General features: G+C 56.0%; 21 protein-coding genes. 10 read left to right on the forward strand and 11 right to left on the reverse strand.

Annotated elements, in window-relative coordinates:
- Position 1: 1 nt before the first annotated feature.
- The 7 genes from aroK to pilM form a co-directional block, all read right to left on the reverse strand.
- Positions 2-523, reverse strand: coding sequence for a shikimate kinase AroK (gene aroK / locus QOT07_RS23500; protein WP_004391482.1), 522 nt, complete (start codon positions 521-523; stop codon positions 2-4).
- Positions 524-873: 350 nt separating this feature from the next.
- Positions 874-2,115, reverse strand: a complete 1,242-nt coding sequence (hofQ, locus tag QOT07_RS23505; protein ID WP_283603992.1) for a DNA uptake porin HofQ — start codon at positions 2,113-2,115, stop codon at positions 874-876.
- Positions 2,112-2,474, reverse strand: coding sequence for a DNA utilization family protein (locus tag QOT07_RS23510; RefSeq protein WP_099063512.1), 363 nt, complete (start codon positions 2,472-2,474; stop codon positions 2,112-2,114). The genes hofQ and QOT07_RS23510 overlap by 4 nt, the downstream gene beginning before the upstream one ends.
- Positions 2,467-2,808: a hypothetical protein gene (locus QOT07_RS23515; RefSeq protein ID WP_283603995.1), complete on the reverse strand. Its 342-nt coding sequence runs from the start codon at positions 2,806-2,808 to the stop codon at positions 2,467-2,469. The genes QOT07_RS23510 and QOT07_RS23515 overlap by 8 nt, the downstream gene beginning before the upstream one ends.
- 42 nt (positions 2,809-2,850) lie before the next feature.
- A complete protein-coding gene (locus QOT07_RS23520) occupies positions 2,851-2,988 on the reverse strand; it encodes a hypothetical protein (protein ID WP_283603996.1) in 138 nt (45 codons plus the stop codon).
- A complete protein-coding gene (locus tag QOT07_RS23525) occupies positions 2,981-3,517 on the reverse strand; it encodes a PilN domain-containing protein (protein WP_207979687.1) in 537 nt (178 codons plus the stop codon). The genes QOT07_RS23520 and QOT07_RS23525 overlap by 8 nt, the downstream gene beginning before the upstream one ends.
- The gene (pilM, locus tag QOT07_RS23530) at positions 3,517-4,359 is read right to left on the reverse strand and encodes a type IV pilus biogenesis protein PilM (protein ID WP_283603998.1); all 843 of its coding nucleotides are present in this window, start codon (positions 4,357-4,359) and stop codon (positions 3,517-3,519) included. Before pilM ends, QOT07_RS23525 begins: the two co-directional genes overlap by 1 nt.
- A gap of 122 nt (positions 4,360-4,481) precedes the next feature.
- Between pilM and mrcA the strand changes: the two genes are divergently transcribed.
- The gene (mrcA, locus tag QOT07_RS23535) at positions 4,482-7,040 is read left to right on the forward strand and encodes a peptidoglycan glycosyltransferase/peptidoglycan DD-transpeptidase MrcA (RefSeq protein WP_207979691.1); all 2,559 of its coding nucleotides are present in this window, start codon (positions 4,482-4,484) and stop codon (positions 7,038-7,040) included.
- A gap of 50 nt (positions 7,041-7,090) precedes the next feature.
- Here the strand turns inward: mrcA and nudE are convergent, their stop codons facing one another.
- Entirely contained in the window at positions 7,091-7,645 is a 555-nt protein-coding gene (nudE, locus tag QOT07_RS23540; RefSeq protein ID WP_085119817.1) for an ADP compounds hydrolase NudE, read from the reverse strand.
- A 466-nt stretch (positions 7,646-8,111) separates the two neighbouring features.
- Between nudE and QOT07_RS23545 the strand changes: the two genes are divergently transcribed.
- The 7 genes from QOT07_RS23545 (at position 8,112) to QOT07_RS23575 (ending at position 15,017) form a co-directional block, all read left to right on the forward strand.
- Positions 8,112-10,244, forward strand: coding sequence for an intracellular growth attenuator family protein (locus tag QOT07_RS23545; RefSeq protein WP_283604000.1), 2,133 nt, complete (start codon positions 8,112-8,114; stop codon positions 10,242-10,244).
- Between the two features lie 96 nt (positions 10,245-10,340).
- A complete protein-coding gene (yrfG, locus tag QOT07_RS23550; RefSeq protein WP_099063506.1) occupies positions 10,341-11,018 on the forward strand; it encodes a GMP/IMP nucleotidase in 678 nt (225 codons plus the stop codon).
- Positions 11,018-11,431, forward strand: a complete 414-nt coding sequence (gene hslR, locus QOT07_RS23555; RefSeq protein ID WP_099063505.1) for a ribosome-associated heat shock protein Hsp15 — start codon at positions 11,018-11,020, stop codon at positions 11,429-11,431. The genes yrfG and hslR overlap by 1 nt, the downstream gene beginning before the upstream one ends.
- A gap of 25 nt (positions 11,432-11,456) precedes the next feature.
- Positions 11,457-12,335: an Hsp33 family molecular chaperone HslO gene (hslO, locus tag QOT07_RS23560; protein ID WP_099063504.1), complete on the forward strand. Its 879-nt coding sequence runs from the start codon at positions 11,457-11,459 to the stop codon at positions 12,333-12,335.
- A gap of 196 nt (positions 12,336-12,531) precedes the next feature.
- Positions 12,532-14,151 (forward strand): phosphoenolpyruvate carboxykinase (ATP), encoded by a 1,620-nt coding sequence (gene pckA / locus QOT07_RS23565; RefSeq protein WP_099063503.1) that lies wholly within the window; start codon positions 12,532-12,534, stop codon positions 14,149-14,151.
- A gap of 126 nt (positions 14,152-14,277) precedes the next feature.
- Complete coding sequence (locus QOT07_RS23570; protein WP_044554783.1) at positions 14,278-14,541, forward strand: FitA-like ribbon-helix-helix domain-containing protein; 264 nt, start codon at positions 14,278-14,280, stop codon at positions 14,539-14,541.
- The gene (locus tag QOT07_RS23575; protein WP_099063502.1) at positions 14,538-15,017 is read left to right on the forward strand and encodes a type II toxin-antitoxin system VapC family toxin; all 480 of its coding nucleotides are present in this window, start codon (positions 14,538-14,540) and stop codon (positions 15,015-15,017) included. Before QOT07_RS23570 ends, QOT07_RS23575 begins: the two co-directional genes overlap by 4 nt.
- 25 nt (positions 15,018-15,042) lie before the next feature.
- Here the strand turns inward: QOT07_RS23575 and envZ are convergent, their stop codons facing one another.
- From envZ to QOT07_RS23590, 3 genes are all read right to left on the reverse strand, one after another.
- A complete protein-coding gene (gene envZ / locus QOT07_RS23580) occupies positions 15,043-16,413 on the reverse strand; it encodes a two-component system sensor histidine kinase EnvZ (protein WP_207979695.1) in 1,371 nt (456 codons plus the stop codon).
- On the reverse strand, positions 16,410-17,129 hold the full coding sequence (gene ompR / locus QOT07_RS23585; RefSeq protein WP_004709363.1) for an osmolarity response regulator transcription factor OmpR: 720 nt from the start codon (positions 17,127-17,129) through the stop codon (positions 16,410-16,412). Before ompR ends, envZ begins: the two co-directional genes overlap by 4 nt.
- Positions 17,130-17,459: 330 nt before the next feature.
- Positions 17,460-18,404: a LysR family transcriptional regulator gene (locus QOT07_RS23590; protein ID WP_283604004.1), complete on the reverse strand. Its 945-nt coding sequence runs from the start codon at positions 18,402-18,404 to the stop codon at positions 17,460-17,462.
- Positions 18,405-18,517: 113 nt separating this feature from the next.
- On the opposite strand from QOT07_RS23590, the gene QOT07_RS23595 reads away from it, so the two are divergent.
- Positions 18,518-20,008, forward strand: coding sequence for an aldehyde dehydrogenase family protein (locus QOT07_RS23595; protein ID WP_283604005.1), 1,491 nt, complete (start codon positions 18,518-18,520; stop codon positions 20,006-20,008).
- On the forward strand, positions 20,009-21,043 hold the full coding sequence (locus QOT07_RS23600; protein WP_099063499.1) for a cupin domain-containing protein: 1,035 nt from the start codon (positions 20,009-20,011) through the stop codon (positions 21,041-21,043).
- The last annotated feature ends 22 nt before the right edge of the window (positions 21,044-21,065 follow it).

The raw sequence follows: 21,065 nt of genomic DNA on the forward strand, positions 1-21,065 counted from the left end.
ATCAGTTACTTTCCAGCATGTTGATAATCTGGTTGGCAACCACTTTAGCGCTTTGATCGTCGGTGCGGATGGTGACATCTGCAATTTCTTCGTACAACGGATTGCGCTCTTTCGCCAGCGCTTCAAGCACTTCACGCGGAGGAGAATCAACCTGCAGCAGCGGACGTTTTTTGTCGCGCTGGGTACGGGCCAATTGCTTCTCGATAGTGGTTTCCAGGTACACCACTACGCCACGCGCCGACAGACGGTTACGCGTTTCACGCGATTTAACCGAACCACCGCCGGTAGCCAGCACGATGCCTTGCTTTTCCGTCAGTTCATTAATGACTTTTTCTTCACGATCGCGGAAACCTTCTTCACCTTCCACGTCGAATACCCAGCCCACGTCAGCTCCGGTACGTCGCTCAATTTCTTGATCGGAGTCGAAAAACTCCATATTGAGTTGCTGAGCTAACTGACGGCCAATAGTGCTTTTGCCGGCACCCATAGGCCCAACCAGAAAGATATTGCGTTTCTCTGCCATGTTTTTCGGTATTACTAAGACAATTCGTTAATGTTAACCCGCCCCGCCAATCAAATCAGCGGCGGGACCTAAACTGAAACCTCATGAACGATAGTGCGAGATCAGACGGAAAATTATCTCAACACTCTTGGTAGTTTGGCAACCGAATAAATCGCAATCCACGCCGCAGGAGGGAAACCATACGTTTTTAACGGCGTCTTGGCGCTAACAAAAAAACCTCGGTGCTCAATTCGGTAACCCTTGTAAGCTAAATCGGTCGCAGCGTCAAACGCAGATGCCCCGAAGGTGATAAAAAAGTGCATCTGCTCATCAACTTTAGGCGATTTCCCACGAACCGCACACCCGGTTGCTCAGGCCTTAATCAATGTCGGAGTAATGAATATCACCAGCTCGCGTCGTTTATGCTGTTTGCTGCTCTGTTTGAACAAGGATCCCAGCAAGGGCACGTCGCTGATCCCGGGTACCTTGTCTGCGCCCTCGGCGCTATGACGTTGAAATACACCACCTAAAACAACGGTTTCGCCATCTTTGAGCGTCACCTGGGTTTTGATCTCCTGTTTATCGATCGCCAACGTCTCGCCTGCCGCACGGCTGATTGAACGCCCGGGCATGTTCTGGCTGATTTGCAGGGTCAGGGTGATACGGCCATTGGGCAAAACTTTCGGCGTCACCTCCATGCCCAGCACCGCCTCCTTGAATTCCATCGACGTCGCCCCGCTGGAACCGCTGTTTACCTCATAGGGAATTTCGGTCCCCTGTTTAATGCTGGCGGTTTGCAGGTTCGCGGTCAGCAGGCGCGGACTGGCGATGATTTCCACCCGGTTCTCCTGCTCCAGCGCCATCAGTTCCAGATCCAGCAATCGCCCGCCGATCCGCGCCAGATGAAAACCCGCGCTGACTGCGCTGCGATCCAGCGGCAACCCGACGTTAAAGCCATCCATTTGCCATGACTTTGCCGGCCGCTCATCCGATGCCAGCCCCCAACGCACACCCAGCTCGCGTAAACTCTCGCTGTTGATGGTGACAATATGCGCCGCCAATTGTACCTGCGCCAACGGTGTGTCCATCTCCGCAATCCGCTGGGTTAATAGCGCCACTACCGGTGCAGTGTCGCGGATCAGAACAGCGTTGGTGCGCTTATCCGCGACCACGCTGCCACGCTCACTCAGTAACAGACTGCCCTGAGCATTGAGATTTTCAGCAATCTCTTGCGCATCGGCATGGCTCAGCGGCAAGGTCACGCTGTGCAGCGGTTGTTTTTGCGCCAACGCCAATTTTTGACGCTGCTTTTCCTGCTCATTGGGTTCTGGAGAAACCATCATCACATTCCCCTCCAGCGTCATGGACAGCTTCCCCATGCGCAGGATCACCGTCAGCGCCTGGCGCCAGGGCACGTTATCCAACCTCAGCGTCAGGTTGCCGCCCACGCCGGCAGCGGTGACCACATTCAGTTGTTGATAATCCGCCAGTGCCTGCAACACCAGAGCAACTGGCGCATCCTGAAATTCCAGCGAAATAGGGTCCTGGTCCTGCGCGGCACTAGCAATAGCGACACTCCAGAGCAACACGCCCAGCCAACGGCATCCTTTCATTTTTCTTCCTTATGGTTTCCCAGGGTCAATACCACGGCATCCTCAGCGACCGGACACGCCGGATCGCCCTGTTTCTCCTTCAGCGTTAATTGCCCCTCCAGGACCTGTTCCACCCGCCAGCGGCCAGCCAATAAGGTTTGTTGAGGCTTTAATCGCAGCCACTGCCCGGCGGTGGTGATAACCCAGGCATGGTGTAGCGCCGCCTGCCCGATAGTGCCTTTCAATTGCCAGTTCACCGGTGATTCCGCCACGCTCGGGCAGTCAGGCAAGGGTAATGGCTTGAAAGGATCGCGTGGCTGCGGCTGGGCCATCAGCGTCAGAGGCAGCCACAGCAACCAGAACCCGTAACTTTTATTCATTGGGGTTTACCGCCGCAGCCTCTGCCAAAGCTGCCTGGAGAGTGAAATTTGCCATCAGCCCTTCCGCCTGCGCTTCAACGGTCATTTGATCAATGCGCAAGTTGGCAGGCAGGCTCTCCAACAGTCTTAATAAACTGCCGTAATTGAGATGCAGCCGCAGGATTTGCCGCGGTGAGCTCTCCTGCTGCTGCCAGCGTTGCAGCCCGGCATTTGCCCGTTGTAAGGCAACCGCCAGGTCCCCCTCGGCGACAGGCTGACGAGCGACCTGCTGCAAATCTTGATTCACCTGTTCCAGCGTCGGCATACGGGCGAGTTGCTCCCACAAGGGGCTCATTTGTTGCGTCAGGCGCTGCTGCTCTGCCTCGGTCTGTGCCAGTTACTGCCATTTCCCTTGCAACAGCAACAAACCAAACAGCAGGATCAGGCTACCCAACACCAGCCACTGGATGGCCAGCAGCTTCCACCCCGGCAACCCCAACCCTCTCGCCAACCAAAACGGCAATGGCTTATCCACCCTGCCCCCATTGCGCCACCAACGTAAACGAGAACAAACCATCCTGGCGCTGCGCGACTTCTGCCAGTCGGTAGCGCTGTAACAGGGGTAACGCCGTCATCTGTTGCTCAAACTGAAGCACAGCTTCGTAGCGCCGGCTAAGGCCCCGTAAGGTGATACTTTGCGCGTGGCTTTCCAGCGCGATCAGCCACAGCGGGTCAGGTAACAGGACGGGGAGTTGTTGTAACAGTTGCAGATAACGGCGGTTATGCGCCCGGTTGTTGTCATGCTGTTGTGCCAGCGCGGTTAAACGCGCCAGACGCGCCATCGCCTGTTGCAACTGTTGATAACGATCGGTCAGTTTTGTCTGCTGATCGATCAGCGCTAACAGTGCCTCATGCCGCTGTACCTGTTGCTGACTCAGCAAGCCAAAAACGACCGTCAGTACCGCCAGCACCAACACCAGTTGCAAGACGAACATACGTAACCAGAAGGCGCAGCGGCGACGCTGACCTCGTGTGCGCCATGGCAAGAGATTAACCTGATACATCAGCTATCCTCAGCGCGCAGCGCCAGGCCGCCGGCCAAGACAAACGCCGCCGGCAATACGGGTAACGGGGGCCGAAGTTGGCTGAAAGCGCTAAAGGGTGACCACGGCAGGCTGCCTGGCGGCGGCGGCTCATCCATCACGCTGCTATAGTAAATCTGGTCTTCACCGAGTGAGGGACAGGCAGCATTCATCGCCGCCAGCGCCTGACTTGCCCCAGCAGCTTCCCCTATCGGTACGATGCCATAGGCAAACACCACTCGATGCGGGGCCACCCATAGCCATTCGTCATCGAGGCGATGCAACAAACCGGCGTCGGCCGACACGCCTGCCGCCTCTGCCATGACGCGCAGTGCGCAAGGGGTAATATCAACCACCTGAGGCTGCAAATTGGCCTCGCGCAGGCAGTTTAGCCACTGTTGCAGCTCTTGCTGGCGTGCGGCGGTGAGCAGCAGGGTCGCGTGTTCGGGCAGTGCCTGGCGGTAGTCCAGCGCCAATGTTTGGCTATCCAGGGGAAACTGTTTCAGCCCCTGACTGGTGATGTAGTCGCCACGTACCGGCTCTTTCAGCCTGGCGTCCGGCAGCGGCATCTGATGTTGTAGAACCCGCTGCGCGGGCAAAGCAATGCGTAAGGAAATATGTCTTGGTAACTGAACCCGCCATTGCCGTAATGCCTGAATCAGGGCGTCGGTCTGTTCCAGACAGCCCTCACGCAGCACCGGTTGCGGCAGCGTTTGTTGCCACCAGTGTCGCAGTTGCCAGCCATTGCGGCGGCGTTGTGCTGCCAGGGCACGAACGCAGTGACTTTGTATATCCAGTCCCACCTGCCATGCTTGAGTAAACATATTTCGCCCGACCTCCATATCGTCAGATAACAAAAGAACATATCCATGTTGCAGGCTTGCCTTTATACTACCGCGCGGTTGTTTATAAACTGCCCAAATGACATGAAAATGGGAAATCTCAGGTGAAGTTCGTAAAGTATTTACTAATCCTTGCAGTGTGTTGCATCGTGTTGGGGGCAGCCTCGATCTTTGGCTTGTACAAATATGTCGAGCCGCAGCTGCCTGACGTTGCAACGCTGAAAGATGTGCGGCTGCAAATACCGATGCAGGTTTACAGCGCCGATGGCGAACTGATCGCCCAATACGGTGAGAAACGCCGTATTCCGCTAAAACTGAACCAAATTCCGCCGGTTATGGTGCATGCGTTTATCGCCACCGAAGACAGCCGCTTCTATGAGCATCATGGCGTCGATCCTATCGGTATCTTCCGTGCAGCCTCTATCGCGCTGGTCTCAGGCCATGCGTCACAGGGGGCGAGTACCATTACCCAGCAGTTGGCGAGAAACTTCTTCTTAAGCCCGGAACGCACCCTGATGCGCAAAATCAAGGAAGCCTTCCTGGCAATACGCATCGAACAGATGCTGACCAAAGACGAAATCCTCGAGCTGTATCTGAATAAAATCTATCTGGGGTATCGCGCCTATGGCGTGGGTGCTGCGGCACAGGTTTACTTCGGTAAAGACGTCAGTCAGCTCAGCTTAAGCGAAATGGCGACCATTGCCGGCTTGCCGAAAGCCCCGTCAACCTTCAACCCGCTCTACTCCCACGATCGCGCCGTAGCTCGCCGCAACGTGGTGCTGTCGCGCATGCTGGATGAGCATTACATCACCCAGTCGCAGTACGATCAGGCGCGCAGTGAAGAGTTGGTGGCCAATTACCATGCGCCGGAAATCAGCTTCTCCGCACCTTATCTCTCCGAGATGGTGCGTCAGGAGATGATCAAGCGTTATGGCGACAATGCTTATACCGACGGCTACAAGGTCTACACCACCGTCACCAGGAAGCTGCAGTTGGCGGCGCAGGAATCGGTACGTAATAACGTGCTGGCGTATGACATGCGCCACGGTTACCGCGGCCCGTCCAACGTGCTGTGGAAAGTGGGTGAAGCGGCCTGGGACCAAAAGCAGATCGTCGACTCATTGAAGAATCTGCCTAACTACGGTCCATTGTCGCCGGCGGTGATTGTCGCAACCAGCGCCGAAGAGGCCACGGCCATGATGGCAGACGGCAGTCATGTCGCGCTGCCGATGTCCACCATGCGCTGGGCACGGCCTTACAAGTCCGACACGCAGCAGGGCTCAACGCCGAAACGCGTCACCGATGTGGTGCAGGCCGGTCAACAGGTTTGGGTCCGCAAAGTGGGCGAAAACTGGTGGCTGTCACAGGTGCCGGACGTCAACTCTGCCCTGGTGTCGATCAACCCGAATGACGGGGCGGTGAAAGCCCTGGTCGGCGGGTTCGACTTCAACCAGAGCAAGTTCAACCGCGTTACTCAGGCACTGCGTCAGGTCGGTTCCAATATCAAACCCTTCCTGTATACCGCAGCGATGGACAAGGGCCTGACCCTGGCCACCATCTTGAATGACCTGCCGATCACCCGTTGGGATCCAGGTGCCGGTACCGACTGGCGACCGAAGAACTCACCGCCAACCTACGACGGCCCGATTCGCCTGCGTCAGGGGCTGGGACAGTCGAAGAACGTGGTGATGGTCCGTGCGATGCGTGCGATGGGCGTCGATTACGCGGCAGAATACCTGCAGCGTTTCGGCTTCCCGGCACAAAACATCGTACACACCGAATCACTGGCGCTGGGTTCCGCTTCGTTCACCCCAATGCAGCTGGTACGCGGTTACGCGGTGCTGGCCAACGGCGGTTATCTGGTGGATCCGTACTTCATCACCAGGATTGAAGACGATAACGGCAACACGGTGTTCGAAACCAAGCCGAAGATTGTCTGCGACAGCTGTAATCTGCCGGTGATTTATGGTGATACCCACCGCTCTGCCGTGCTTTCCGAAGACAATATTGAAAATGTCGCGACGTCGCAGGAAGGCAAGAATGGCAACGTGCCAATGCCGCAGCTGGAGCAGGTGACCCCGGCTCAGGTTCAGCAGGATGGCGATCAACAATATGCGCCACACGTTATCAGCACCCCGCTGGCATTCCTGATGCACGACGCGCTGAACAGCAACATCTACGGTGAACCGGGCTGGATGGGCACCGCCTGGCGTGCAGGTCGTGATCTGAAACGTCGTGATATCGGCGGCAAAACCGGGACCACCAACAGTTCAAAAGACGCCTGGTTCTCCGGCTATGGCCCGGATACCGTGACGTCGGTATGGATTGGCTTCGATGACCATCGGCGTGACCTTGGCCGTGCAACGGTATCCGGTGCGATCCCGGATCAGGTTTCCGGCGGCGAAGGCGGGGCGAAAAGTGCACAACCGGCCTGGGATGACTTTATGAAAACGGCACTGGAAGGCATTCCGGAGCAGAAAGTTACCCCACCACCGGGCATTATCAGCGTCACCATCGACAAGAACAGCGGTAAGCTTTCCGGCGGTGGCGGCGGTAGCCGTTCCGAGTACTTTATCGAAGGGACTCAGCCGACGGACTACCCATCAAGGGATACCGGTACAACGCTGACCGATCCCGGTGGCGAGAGTCACGAACTGTTCTAACAAAAAGGGCCAGAAAAATTCTGGCCCTTTCTTTTTTGAGTCATCAGTATCTAACGTGAGCCGCGCAAAAACGCTTCGGTGAGGAACAATGCGCTGACGTTACGCGCCTCGCGGAAATCAGGCTCTGCCAGTAACGCCATCATGTCGGCTATCGGCCAACGCACCTGCGGCAAGGGTTCCGGTTCATCCCCCTCCAGGCTCTGCGGGTAAAGATCGTGCGCCAGCACAATATTCATTTTGCTGGAAAAGTACGACGGCGCCATTGTCAGCTTGCTAAGAAAATCAAAGCGACCTGCACCAAAGCCGACCTCTTCCATCAGTTCACGGTTAGCCGCTTCCAGCACGCCTTCACCCGGGTCAATCAACCCTTTAGGGAAGCCAAGCTCATACGATTCGGTGCCCACGGCATATTCACGGATCAGCAGTAAATCGTCGCCAATCACCGGCACAATCATCACGGCCTCGCGATCTGAGGGCCGCATCCGCTCATACACCCGCCGTACACCGTTACTGAATTCCAGATCGACCGACTCAACGTTAAATAAACGCGAACGCGCGACCGTTTCCACTTTCAGAATTTTAGGTTTTTGCAGGTGTTTATCCATGATTGCCTCAAATGAGTTATCCAGCGGCAGGCCACAGCATCAGGCGTGATGACGCGAATAACCAGAATAATGATTGGCGTGACGCGCAGTTCACATGCGTTCAAACGCTGACCAAATCCGATCTTGATCACATTGTGCGTTAATGAGAACCTTGGCCGCAACGAGCACAAGCAGTAATTTACTTTTTTTTAACAAGCGTAGCCAGTACCCGCCGCTTTTCTGTTCTCATGCAGCAAAAAGAACGCATTAAAATAAGATAATGCCGATATCGACAGTGCAACCTGGTTGCTATCATCACGCAGGTAAGACAGGACAGTAGGACGAATATTTTTTATCAATAAGTGAGATCCCGACGGAGAATCTGCTTTCCCGTCACGGATCAGGGTGTCTCTTGGTGATTGGACTGCGTATAATACTCCACGATTCATCAGGTTGGTGAGGTTCACGGGTACAGGATGGGGATAGCATGAGCACAATAGTGTTGATATTGGCCTTAGTGCTTGCCTGCCTGATTGCCGCCGGCCTGTATCTTTGGTTCAAAGCCCGCAATCAGCCGCTGCTGACGCGTACGCTGCCTTTTATCAAACCCACACACCGTAAGCTGACCGGCGAAGAACGCGCCGCCGTTGAGCACTATCTCGGCCAACAAAATAAGCTGAGCAACAAACTGTTGCCCGGCAACAGCTCATTACCTTCTGCCAAGCTGGCGCTGACCCCACAAAGCGACAACGTCTACCCGATCACCCACGCCATCACCCGCTACGGGCTGGCCAGCGATGAACCCAATAAATGGCGCTATTACCTGGACGCCGAAGAGGTGCATCTGCCGCCGTTCTGGGAGCAGTACATCAGCGCCGATAACCATGTGGAAGTGATTAAAACCCAGACGCTGCCGCTGGTGATCTCGCTCAACGGGCATTCGCTGAAAGACCATATTCACGATCGGCCGCTGCCGCCGATGGTCAAGGCGAGTTCCAGCCAAAACGCCTCTATTCGCAAGGAAGAGAGCGAGCACGTCGAACTGGTGAACATCCGCAAGGAAACGCCGGAAGAACACGCACTCAATCGTCCGAACGGTATCAAGGAAGCCGCCATCATTTCGGCCGCCCTGCTGTTGCTGTTCTTCAGCCTGATCAGCCCGGTGGTGGTGATCCCCTGGATGATTGTCGTCGCCGTGCTGATGATCGCCTGGGGTTGCTGGAACCTGTTCCGCCGCCCGGCCACACGCGAACTGAAAGAAGTGCACTGCCTGCGGGGCACCCCCAAGCGTTGGGGGCTGTTTGGCGAATCCAATCAGGGGCAAATCAGCAACATTTCACTCGGCATCATCGATCTGATTTACCCGCCACACTGGCAGCCTTACGTTACCCAGGATCTGGGTAAAACCACCGACGTGGATATTTACCTTAACCGTCAGGTGCTGCGCCAGGGACGCTTCCTTTCGCTGCACGATGAGGTGAAAAACTTCCCGCTGCAGCAATGGGGTCGAAATGCGGTGCTGATGGCCAGTTCGCTTCTGGTACTGCTGCTGTTGCTGACCTACATCCCACTGAGTCTGCCGCTCAAGCTGAGCATGGCCTGGCTGCAAGGCGCACAAAAAATAGAAGTCACCAACGTGCAGGCATTGGAAGGCACAACGCTGCGCATCGGGGACACGCTGAAGGCTCAGGGCACGGGCATGTGCTATGTGCCGCCGTTAACCAGTGGCACACGCTCTTCCAGCTTTATGCCATTCGACTGCTCAGGCATTTACTGGAACAACGCGGCCCCCCTGCCGCAGCCGGAATCGGAAGTCATCGACAAGGCCTCTGCCCTGCTGGCGACGGTCAATGACCAGTTGCATCCTGACGGCACCGAACAAAAGCTCAACCCGCAGTTGGCCAGCGCGATCGAAAAATCCGGCATGATCCTGCTGGATGATTTTTCGGATATTGTACTGAAAACGCAAGATTTGTGTCAGGCAGACAATGACTGTGTCCGGCTGAAGAACGCACTGGTGAACCTGGGTAACGTCAAAAACTGGGGCACTCTGGTGAAACGCGCCAAATCTGGTTCGCTGCAAGGGGTGAACGTGTTATTGCGCCCGGTAAGTGCCGAATCGCTGGAAAGCCTGACCAAGGTGGCCGCATCCTCATTCGTCTACAGTGAAACCCGGCAGGCCGCCGCCGCACTCAACAGCCCACCGCCCGGCGGATTCCTGATCAGTAGCGATGAAGGTAAACAGCTGGTGAATCACCCGCAGCCCACGGTGCCGCTAAACGAATACAACGCGCTTGACCAATGGAATGAGCTGCAACGCCTTGCCAGTATGCTGCTGCATACGCCGTTCGAAGCGCAGGGAGTGATCACCAATATCAGCGTCGATGCCAACGGCACCCGCCATATTTCGCTGCACAGCGAGCCGGATATCATCACCCTGTGGCGTTATCTCGGCACCAGCCTGTTGCTACTGACGGTCGCCGTGGTTTTGGGTTACAACACCTGGCGACTGGTACAGCGTCGTCGCAGCAATCAGCACCGGATTACCGATATCCAGCGCTACTACGAAAGTTGCTTTAACCCGCAGTTCGCCCCGATGTCATTGCGGCCGATGCCCTGAGTCATTCGCCGGCCTGCGCCCTGTCATTTGCTTATGCTACGCTAACGCTATTATCCTTATCCTGCGGACCGCCGACGGTTCGCCAATGGAGTTTTCATGGTTCCCGAGTTTGACTGGCGTGAGATTGATACCGTACTGCTGGATATGGACGGTACCCTGCTCGATCTGGAGTTCGACAGCCACTTTTGGCTCAGCCTGGTGCCACAGGCCCTGAGCGAGCAGCGTGCCATTCCCTTCGATAAAGCGCGTGAAATTATTCACCAGGAATATCTGGCAGTACAGCACACCATGAACTGGTACTGCTTCGATTACTGGAGTGAACGGCTGGACATGGATATTTACCGCATGACCAGCGAGGTTGGCAGCCGCGCCCGCCTGCGTGAAGATACCGAGCCGTTTTTACAGGCATTACGTGCGGCGGGCCACCGGACTATTTTGTTGACCAACGCCCACCCACACAGCCTGGCGGTAAAAATTGAGCATACCGGTTTGGATCGGCACCTTGATTTATTACTTTCTACCCACACATTTGGTTATCCGAAAGAAGATCAGCGTTTGTGGCAGGCAGTGCAGCAACATACCGGTTTTGATCCGCAGCGCACGCTGTTTGTCGACGACGGTGAACCTATTCTGGATGCCGCCCGTACCTTCGGCATTCGCTACTGCCTGGGCGTGCAGAACCCGGACTCCAGCATGGCGGAGAAAACCTTCCAGCATTACCCATCGATGCGCGATTACCGCCTGTTGATACCGGCGCTGGCCAGGGGGAATTGATGAAAGGGAAAGGAAAAGCAACGGACGACGAAGCCGTTCGGCTGGACAAGTGGCTTTGGGCGGCACGTTTCTATAAGACCCGCGCACTGGCCCGGGACATGATCGACGGTGGCAAGGTGCACTACAACGGACAGCGCGGCAAGCCGAGCAAGATTGTCGAGCTTAACGCCGAGATCAAACTGCGTCAGGGAAATGAAGAACGCACGGTGATCGTGTTGGCTTTGACCAGCCAACGGCGCGGCGCCGACGAGGCGCAGCAAATGTATCAGGAAACTGAGGCCAGCATCGTCAACCGAGAGAAAGTGGCGCTCGCGCGCAAGATGAATGCGCTGACCATGCCGCATCCGGACCGCCGTCCGGACAAGAAAGAGCGGCGCGACCTGATTAAATTTAAATTTGGTGAGCAGGAATAAACCCTCACCGCAATGAGAGAAAACTATGTCTAACCATGACCAATTGCACCGTTACCTGTTTGAAAACTACGCGGTGCGCGGTGAGCTGGTTACCGTCAGCGAAACCTATCAGCAGGTTCTGAACAACCACGACTATCCGGCACCGGTAAAGAAATTGCTGGGTGAACTGCTGGTTGCCACCAGCCTGCTGACCGCAACGTTGAAGTTCGACGGCGACATCACCGTGCAGTTGCAGGGCGACGGTCCGCTGAAGCTGGCGGTGATTAACGGCAACAACCGCCAGGAAATGCGTGGCGTGGCGCGCGTACAGAGCGAAATCGCTGATGACAGCACGCTGCATCAGATGATCGGCAATGGCGTCATGGTGATCACCATCGCCCCCTCCGAAGGCGAGCGCTATCAGGGCGTGGTAGCACTGGAAGGCGAAACGCTGGCCGAGTGCCTCGAGGCTTACTTCCGCCAGTCCGAGCAGTTGCCAACCCGCCTGTTCATCCGTACCGGTGAGTCTGAAGGCCAACCGGCTGCGGGCGGCATGCTGCTGCAGGTCCTGCCGGCGCAGGACGGTAACGCCGATGATTTCGATCATCTGGTGCAACTGACCAATACGGTGAAAAGCGAAGAGCTGTTCGACCTGCCGGCCAACGAAGTGCTGTATCGCCTGTACCACCAGGAAGAAGTCACCCTGTATGAACCGCAGGACGTGATCTTCCGTTGCACCTGTTCACGCCAGCGTTGCGCTGATGCGCTGATCACCCTGCCGGCGGAAGAAGTGGCCCAAATGCTCGAGCAGGATGGCAATATTGATATGCACTGCGATTACTGCGGCAATCACTATGTGTTTGACGCCGTGGATGTTGCCGCCTTATACACGGGTAACACCGACGAAAGCGAGCAGTTGCACTAAGTAGCACCTCATATCGGCGGGCGCGCCCTGCGCCTGCCTGTTTACTCCGTTTGCACGTTTGCTTTTTTCCGTGTGCTATCTCTCAGATCGTAACGAAAAACCGACTAAAACGTTAAATATTTGATACCTATCGCGGTTACTCGCTGCTGAATCCCTACAATTGGCGCCAGAAATTCTGTGACCAAGGAGTAGTGACATGCGTGTTAAAGGTATAACCCCTCAGGATCTGGCCGCTTATGGGATTCATAACGTCGGCGAAATCGTTCACAACCCGAGTTATGACTTGCTGTTTAAGGAAGAAACAGACCCATCTCTGGAAGGTTTTGAGCGTGGGGTCGTAACCAAGCTGGGTGCTGTATCCGTCGACACCGGTATTTTTACCGGCCGTTCCCCGAAAGATAAATATATCGTCCGTGACGACATCACCCGCGACACCGTCTGGTGGGCCGATCAGGGTAAAGGCAAAAACGACAACAAACCCCTCAGCCCGGAAATCTGGGCAGACCTGAAACAGCTGGTCACCACGCAACTCTCCGGCAAACGCCTGTTTGTGGTAGATACCTTCTGCGGCGCCAACGCCGACTCCCGCCTGAAAGTCCGCTTTATTACCGAGGTCGCCTGGCAGGCGCACTTTGTTAAAAACATGTTCATTCGCCCGACCGACGAAGAACTGCAGGATTTCGAACCGGACTTCGTCGTCATGAACGGCGCCAAATGCACCAACCCGAACTGGCAGCAACAGGGCCTGAACTCGGAAAACTTTGTCGCTTTCAACCTGACCGAGCGCATGCAACTGATTGGCGGCACCTGGTACGGCGGCGAAATGAAAAAGGGTATGTTCTCCATCATGAACTACCTGCTGCCGCTGAAAGGCATCGCCTCAATGCACTGCTCGGCCAACGTGGGTGAGAAAGGCGACGTGGCGGTATTCTTCGGCCTGTCCGGCACCGGTAAAACCACCCTGTCCACCGATCCAAAACGCCAGCTGATTGGCGATGACGAGCACGGTTGGGACGACGACGGCGTGTTTAACTTCGAAGGTGGCTGCTACGCCAAAACCATCAAACTGTCTGAAGAAGCCGAGCCGGATATCTATCACGCTATCAAACGCGATGCGCTGCTGGAAAACGTCACCGTGCTGGCTGACGGCACGATAGATTTCAACGACGGTTCGAAAACCGAGAACACCCGCGTTTCCTACCCGATCTATCACATCCAGAATATCGTGAAGCCGGTATCCAAAGCGGGTCACGCCACCAAGGTGATCTTCCTGACCGCAGACGCCTTCGGCGTACTGCCGCCGGTATCTCGCCTGACCGCTAACCAGACCCAGTACCACTTCCTGTCTGGCTTTACCGCCAAACTGGCCGGTACCGAGCGCGGTGTGACCGAGCCAACGCCAACCTTCTCCGCCTGCTTCGGCGCAGCCTTCCTGTCGCTGCACCCAACGCAGTACGCCGAAGTGCTGGTGAAACGTATGCAAGCCGCTGGCGCACAGGCCTATCTGGTGAATACCGGTTGGAACGGCACGGGCAAACGCATCTCCATCAAGGATACCCGCGGTATTATCGACGCGATCCTTAGCGGTGAAATCGATAAGGCGGAAACCATTACTCTGCCGATCTTCGATTTGGCGATGCCAACCTCACTGCCAGGCGTTAACCCGGACATTCTGGATCCACGTGCCACTTATGCCAGCCTTGAGCAATGGCAAGAGAAGGCCCAGGATCTGGCCGAGCGTTTTGTCACCAACTTTGACAAATACACCGACACCCCGGCAGGTGCCGCACTGGTCAGCGCCGGTCCAAAACTGTAATACCTTCTTCTTACAGCTTCAGCTAAGGCGTGGATCCCACGCCTTTTTTTATTTTTATCGGTTGTTTTTTAATCAGCGCAAAGGGATAATAATGCAGTGCAATCATTGATAGCAAAGGAGGTTTCAATGGCTACCATAACCGTCAGAAATCTGGACGACGAAGTAAAGGAGTTGCTGCGCGTCTCGGCAGCAAAAAACGGCCATTCCATGGAGGAGGAAGCTCGAATGATTTTGAAACAGGCATTAGTGAAAAAACCACCGCGTTATGGTTTAGGCACGCGTATGCATCAACACTTTGCCGAATTGGGTGGCGTTGAGCTGGAGATCCCGCCGCGTGATAAAACACCGCCGCGGATTGTCACCTTTGACGACGACGATGACCAGGTATGATTATTCTCGATACCAATGTAGTTTCAGAATTGCTGCGTCCGGCACCCCATTACCACGTTTTAAGGTGGCTGGACCAACAAGACACCTATCAATTCTATCTGAGCGCTGTCGTAGTCGCGGAGCTATATACCGGCATAGCCTGTATGCCCTATGGCAAAAGACAGTCCGAGTTGCAAACCAATCTCGGTGTCATGCTGCATGAGGAGTTTTCGGAAAGAGTTTTGCCCTTTGATACTGGCTGCGCTCTGCAGCATGCGGAATTAATGGGTGCCAACCGCCGCCAAGGCATCGGCGTCAGCTTTCCTGACACCCAAATCGCCGCCACCTGCCTGCATTACGGTGCCACCCTGGCCACGCGCAATACCAAAGACTTTATCCATTGCGGGATTGAATTAATCGACCCCTGGCAAGCCAGCACCGGTCGGCGTCTGCATGAAGAAGCGGCGGAATACTATGTCATGAGCAGAAAACCCTGACAGGGCAATGCCACTGTCAGGGATGTCAGGCGTTATCTTTCACAGTCTGATTCCCGTTGGCCGACTCTTTCTTCTCCATCGGCAACGGAATATAAGCCCTGATCAACAACCCGCCACGTTCGCTGGTGCCAATATCCAAAGCACCGTGATGACCATCGATAATGCGCTGTACAATCGCCAGACCCAGTCCGGTTCCGCTGGTGCTACGCGCGCTGTCGCCACGGACGAACGGTTGCAACAGATGCTTTAACTCTTCCGGTTTAATGCCCGGACCGTCGTCTTCCACCTGGAACCAGCCGCGCTGCAGCTCACGTCCGCTGCTGACTTTGATCCAGCCGTTGCCATAACGCGCCGCATTCACCACCATGTTCGCCGCCGCACGCTTGATCGACAGCGGATGCACATTCATCATCAGTTCACCCGGTGCCAAAGCGGTTTCGATAACCCGCTCATAACCACTCTCGGCAGCCACCACTTCACCCAGGATGCTATTCAGATCGCTTAACTCGGTTTGCATCTCCTGGCCGGTGCGCAGATAGTCAATAAACTGCTCAATGATGGCGTTGCACTCTTCAATATCTTTATTGATCGACTCCGCCAGGTAGCCGTCTTCGGCACTCATCATCTCGGTCGCCAGACGGATGCGCGTCAACGGCGTGCGCAGATCGTGGCTGACGCCGGCCATCAGCAACGTGCGGTCATCCGCCAGTTGCTTAACGCCCGATGCCATCTGATTAAAGGCCCGTGTTACCGAACGCACTTCGGATGCGCCGTACTCACGCAGCGGCGGTGGAATAATACCCTTGCCGACCTGCAGAGCAGCATGCTCCAGCTCCACCAGCGGGCGGTTTTGGATGCGAATAAACAGCCAGGCACCGCCTATCGCCAGCAGCATAATCGCCAGGGTATAGCGGAACAGCGGCGAGAAATCGCCCTGGTGAATTTCAGTCAGCGGGACACGCACCCAGATATCCGGCTGCAGCCAGGTTTTCAGCCACACCACCGGTGAGTTTTTGTTCACTTCAACCCGGACGTCGGTGGGCCCACCAAGCTGCTGAGCCATTTGCTGGCTGAGGAATTGATAGTGCTGAGCCCAGCGCAGACCGCTCTCCTCCGCCGCCGAATTGGTATAGAGAGAAATTCCCAGTTCGCGATAGATTTCACGACGGAACGCTGGCGGCACTTCCAGCAAGGTACCATCCTCCAGTTGCAGCTTATCGGTCATCAGCATACGAACTTCGTAGGCCAATACCTTGTTGAACTGCTGCAAACTGGGCAGGATGGCGAAGTTCAGCACCACCAGATAGGTCGTCACCAAGCTGACGAACAGCAAGGTGACGATCAATAGCAGGGTTCGGGCAAACGAGCTACGCGGTGAAAAGCGCAATCGTCTCATGCCTTGCTGCCGTCCGGAACGAAGACGTAGCCAAGACCCCAAACGGTCTGGATATAACGTGGATGCGCAGGATCTTCCTCAACCATACGGCGCAGACGAGAGATCTGCACGTCGATGGAACGTTCCATTGCACTGTATTCACGGCCGCGAGCCAGGTTCATCAGCTTGTCACGCGAAAGCGGTTCACGCGGATGGCTCACCAACGCCTTCAGTACCGCGAACTCACCGCTGGTCAACGGCATAGGCTCGTCTTCGCGGAACATTTCACGGGTACCCAGGTTCAGTTTGAATTTACCAAAGGCAATTACCGCCTCTTCTTGCGAAGGGGCGCCCGGCAGTTCATTGGCCTGGCGGCGCAATACCGCACGGATACGGGCCAGCAGTTCACGCGGGTTGAACGGTTTTGGGATGTAATCATCAGCGCCGATTTCCAGGCCGACGATACGATCGACTTCTTCACCTTTGGCGGTCACCATGATGATCGGCATTGGGTTGCTTTGGCTACGCAGACGGCGGCAGATAGAAAGCCCATCTTCGCCCGGCAGCATCAGGTCCAGCACCATCAGGTGGAAGGATTCACGTGTCAGCAAGCGATCCATTTGCTCAGCGTTAGCCACGCTGCGAACCTGAAAACCCTGTTCGGTTAAATAACGCTCTAAAAGCGCGCGCAAGCGCATGTCATCATCGACGACCAGAATCTTATGATTCTCTTGCATTGTATTACTCCCAAAGGCTGTATTGCCTGACGTGAATATTGTTAAAAAACCATGCCAATTCGGACAGCGATTATTGGTATATATTCTAGTCTAAATTGTTACAAAGCTTATTCTTTTACCGAGTTATCAATATCTTTCATTCAACAAGCCAATTAATCCACTCGATATTGTCTCGTTTCGCCGGAAAAAGCGCCCTCAGCCACTCGGCAAAATGACATCACCGTCGCGGGCTGCAGGGGACTGTCGCTCAAATTAACGACGTATTTATAAGCTGATTAACCCTGACTCCGGCTATCGTACCGCCAGTCTAAGCCGGGAGTGACAATGCACCTAATGTTCTGCCGCGCATTCATCGGCGGTATTTTCATCATCGCGTTGGAACAAGCCGCGTATTTCCCCCCGTAGCCATTGATTACCGCGATCATGATGAGCGCGTTCATGCCAATACTGCATTACCGGGAAATGCGGTATTGGGAAAGGAACCGGGTAAATATTCACTTTGCCCGCGGCCTGCAGCAATTGCGCCGCTTGATGGGTCACTGTGGCGAGCAGATCCGTTTGGGCGATGATATGGGTCAGACTCAGAAAATGGCTGGTCTGTAGTTTGACGTTGCGCGCAATTCCCTGCTCTCTCATCGCCTGCTCGGCAATTTCCTGACTGCGAATGCGCAAACGGGCAGTCACGTGCTCTGCCTGTAAGAACTGCGGCAAGGACAGCGTTTCACCAATCTGCGGATGCTCCTGCCGCACCGCGCAGCAAAACCCACTGTAAAATAACCGCTGCTGATAAAAAACGGCGCGCCGCAAATCGGGAAAATAGCCGATAGCCAGATCGACCCGTCCGCTTTCCAGCGCCTCCTCCAATTGCGCCGGCGCCAGCTCATGACTGACCACCGCCATCCCTGGCGCCACCCGCGCCAGATGGTTAATCAATGGCGGCAGGAAATACTGCTCCCCGATATCCGGCATACAGAGCGTCAGCGTTCTGCGACTGGCCGCCGGATCAAAGCCCGCCGGTTGCAACACATCGTCGCGGATCATCAGCAGCACCCGTTCGACCGACGGCATCAGTTCACTGGCCCGGTCGGTCGGGCACATCTCATTATTAATTCGCACAAACATCGGATCGTCAAACAGCTGGCGCAAGCGAGCCAACGCATGGCTCACCGCCGGTTGGCTAATACCCAACATCTGCCCCGCCAGACCGACGCTGCGCTGACGAAAGATGGCGTCAAACACCACTAAAAGATTCAAATCGACGCTCTTCAAATTCATTTTTGTTATTCGGCCAATAAACCACATTCGATTGATTGATTGTAAGCAGCAGATATCCTTTCGGTACATGGAAATTTTCATTTCATTAACAAAAATGCATCACAGGAGCGGTTATGCAAACAGGTGACCAGACCCTCTCAGCCAGACCCAAAGCACTGCACTGGATCGATGGCCAATGGCAGGACTCGGCCAAACAAGGCGTCAGCATCAGCCCGGCGGATGGCTCCGAACTGGGCGAGTTTGCCGACGGCGGGGCAGAGGAAGCCGCGATGGCGATAGCCGCCGCCCAACGCGCATTTGTGCCGGCATGGAGCCGCGATCGGCACCTGCGGGCACGCTGCCTGAACCAAATGGCCGATCGGTTTGAACAACACGCGGAAACCCTGGCCCAGATCCTGGCGCAAGACAATGGTAAGCCGCTGAACGAAGCCCGCTTTGAGGTTAAGTTCATTCCCAGCAAACTGCGCTACGCCGCCGCACTGGCCCTGACAACCTATGGGCGCGCCATGGAAATTGAGCCCGGTGCCTTATCCCGGGTGCTGTACGAACCGCTGGGCGTGGTCGGGGTGATCACACCATGGAACTCGCCTGCCATTTTGACTATCCGATCGCTGGCTCCGGCGTTGGCCGCCGGCAACACTGCCGTCATCAAGCTCCCGGCTCAGACCGCCCAGGTTAACGCCGCATTCGCCCGCATTCTGGCCGAAGTCGACAGCCTGCCGCAGGGCGTGGTGAACCTGTTTACCGAAAGTGGCAGCGACGGTGCCATGTTGCTGGTCAGCAGCCCGGCGGTGCCGGCCATCAGCTTTACCGGCAGCACCCGCACCGGGCGCTCCCTGGCGGCCAACGCCATGCAACGGATCAAACGTATCTCACTGGAACTGGGCGGGAAAACGCCACATTTACTGTTCGAAGACGCCGATCTGGACCGTGCCTTGCCGATGATCGTGCGCTCACTCACCACCTTCAGCGGCCAGTTCTGCGTAACCGGCAGCCGTTTACTGGTACAGCGCGCGATCTATCCGCAGGTGCGTGCCCGCATGGCGGCGTTGCTGGAAGCGGTAAAAATCGGGCCGTCGCTGGAACCAGGCGTTGAGCTGGGGCCGTTAATTGACCGACAAAGCGTTCAGCGGGTCGATGCCATGGTCACTGCCGCACTGGCCCAGGGCGCCACTGCCGTGGTTCGCGGTGGGCCGGTAGTGGATGGCCCCTTAGCCAAAGGCGCGTTTTATCGCCCCACCCTGCTGGAAGTGCCCAACAGCGATATGGACATTGTGCAGCAGGAGGTTTTCGGGCCGGTGCTCACGCTGGAGGTGTTTGACGACGAAGCACAAGCGATCGTCTCCGCCAATCATAGCGACTACGGATTGGCCGCCAGTATTTGGTCAATGGACGCTAACCGACCGCACCGGGTCGCGCGGGAAATTCAGGCCGGCAGCGTGTGGATCAACGACTGGGCGCAAATTCACGATGAGTTCGAAGAGGGAGGATACAAGCAGAGCGGCCTGGGCCGTTTGAACGGCATCGCCTCACTGGACAGCTTTATCGAATACAAACACGTCTATCAAAATGTGGGGGTTACTGACCCACAAAGGAAGGACTAAATGAGCATCGATATTCAGCAACTGCAAAAAAAGCATCTGTTCCCGTTATGGGAGTCACTGCATGGTCTGGTTCCCGAACAACCAGAACCTCAGGCTACGCCCTATCAATGGCATTACGCCGAGGTTAAAGACGCGTTGCTGGATATCGGCTCGAAGATCGACATCGAACGTGCCGAGCGCCGCGTGCTGGTCATGGAAAACCCGTCGCTGCCACCGGGTTCATCACGCATCACCGACACGCTGTATGCCGGGATGCAAATGGTGCTGCCGGGGGAAATTGCCCCGCTGCATCGCCACACGCCCACCGCCCTGCGCTTTATTCTGGAAGCCGAGGGCGGCAACACCACGGTAGACGGCGAGCAGACCACGCTGCACCCGGGGGATTTTATCATTACCCCCTCATGGCGTTGGCACCAGCATCAAAATGACACCGATAAACCGATTTTCTGGCTCGATGGTCTGGATGCCCCACTGCTGCACTTTCTCAAGGCCGGGTTTCGGCAAGACCGCCTGCCCGCAGGCCAAACGCTGGACCCGCGCCCGGAGGGCGATGCCCTGGCCCGCTACGGCGCAGGCCTGATGCCGCTGGAGTATCGCCCGACGGGGCAGAGTCAGCCCTCGCCGATATTTAACTACCCGTATCAACGCACGCGTGAAGCATTGGAGCAACTGCAGCGCCATAGCGAGATCGACCCGGCCAATGCCATCAGTCTGCGTTACATCAACCCGGCCAACGGCGATTGGGCCATTCCGACCCTCGGCACCGTCATCACGCTGCTGCCCAAGGGGTTTACCAGCCTTTATCAGCGTGGCAATGCCAGCCAGGTACTGGTGGTGATGGAGGGGGAGCTGGAAATACGGCTGACAGGAGGGATCCACTTCCGGTTAAAACCGAAAGATATCTTTGCGCTGCCTTCATGGCTCAGCTATCGGCTGTCTGCGCCGGATGGCGATACGGTCTGTTTCAGTTTTTCCGATCGCCCGGTGCTGGAAAAACTGGGGATCTGGCGTCATGAAATCATGCCAGAAGGCTGATAACGCCTGTTTTCTCTCTCGG

It is taken from the genome of Serratia proteamaculans (genome assembly GCF_949794035.1).
In the GTDB taxonomy this organism is placed as follows: Bacteria; Pseudomonadota; Gammaproteobacteria; order Enterobacterales; family Enterobacteriaceae; genus Serratia; species Serratia proteamaculans.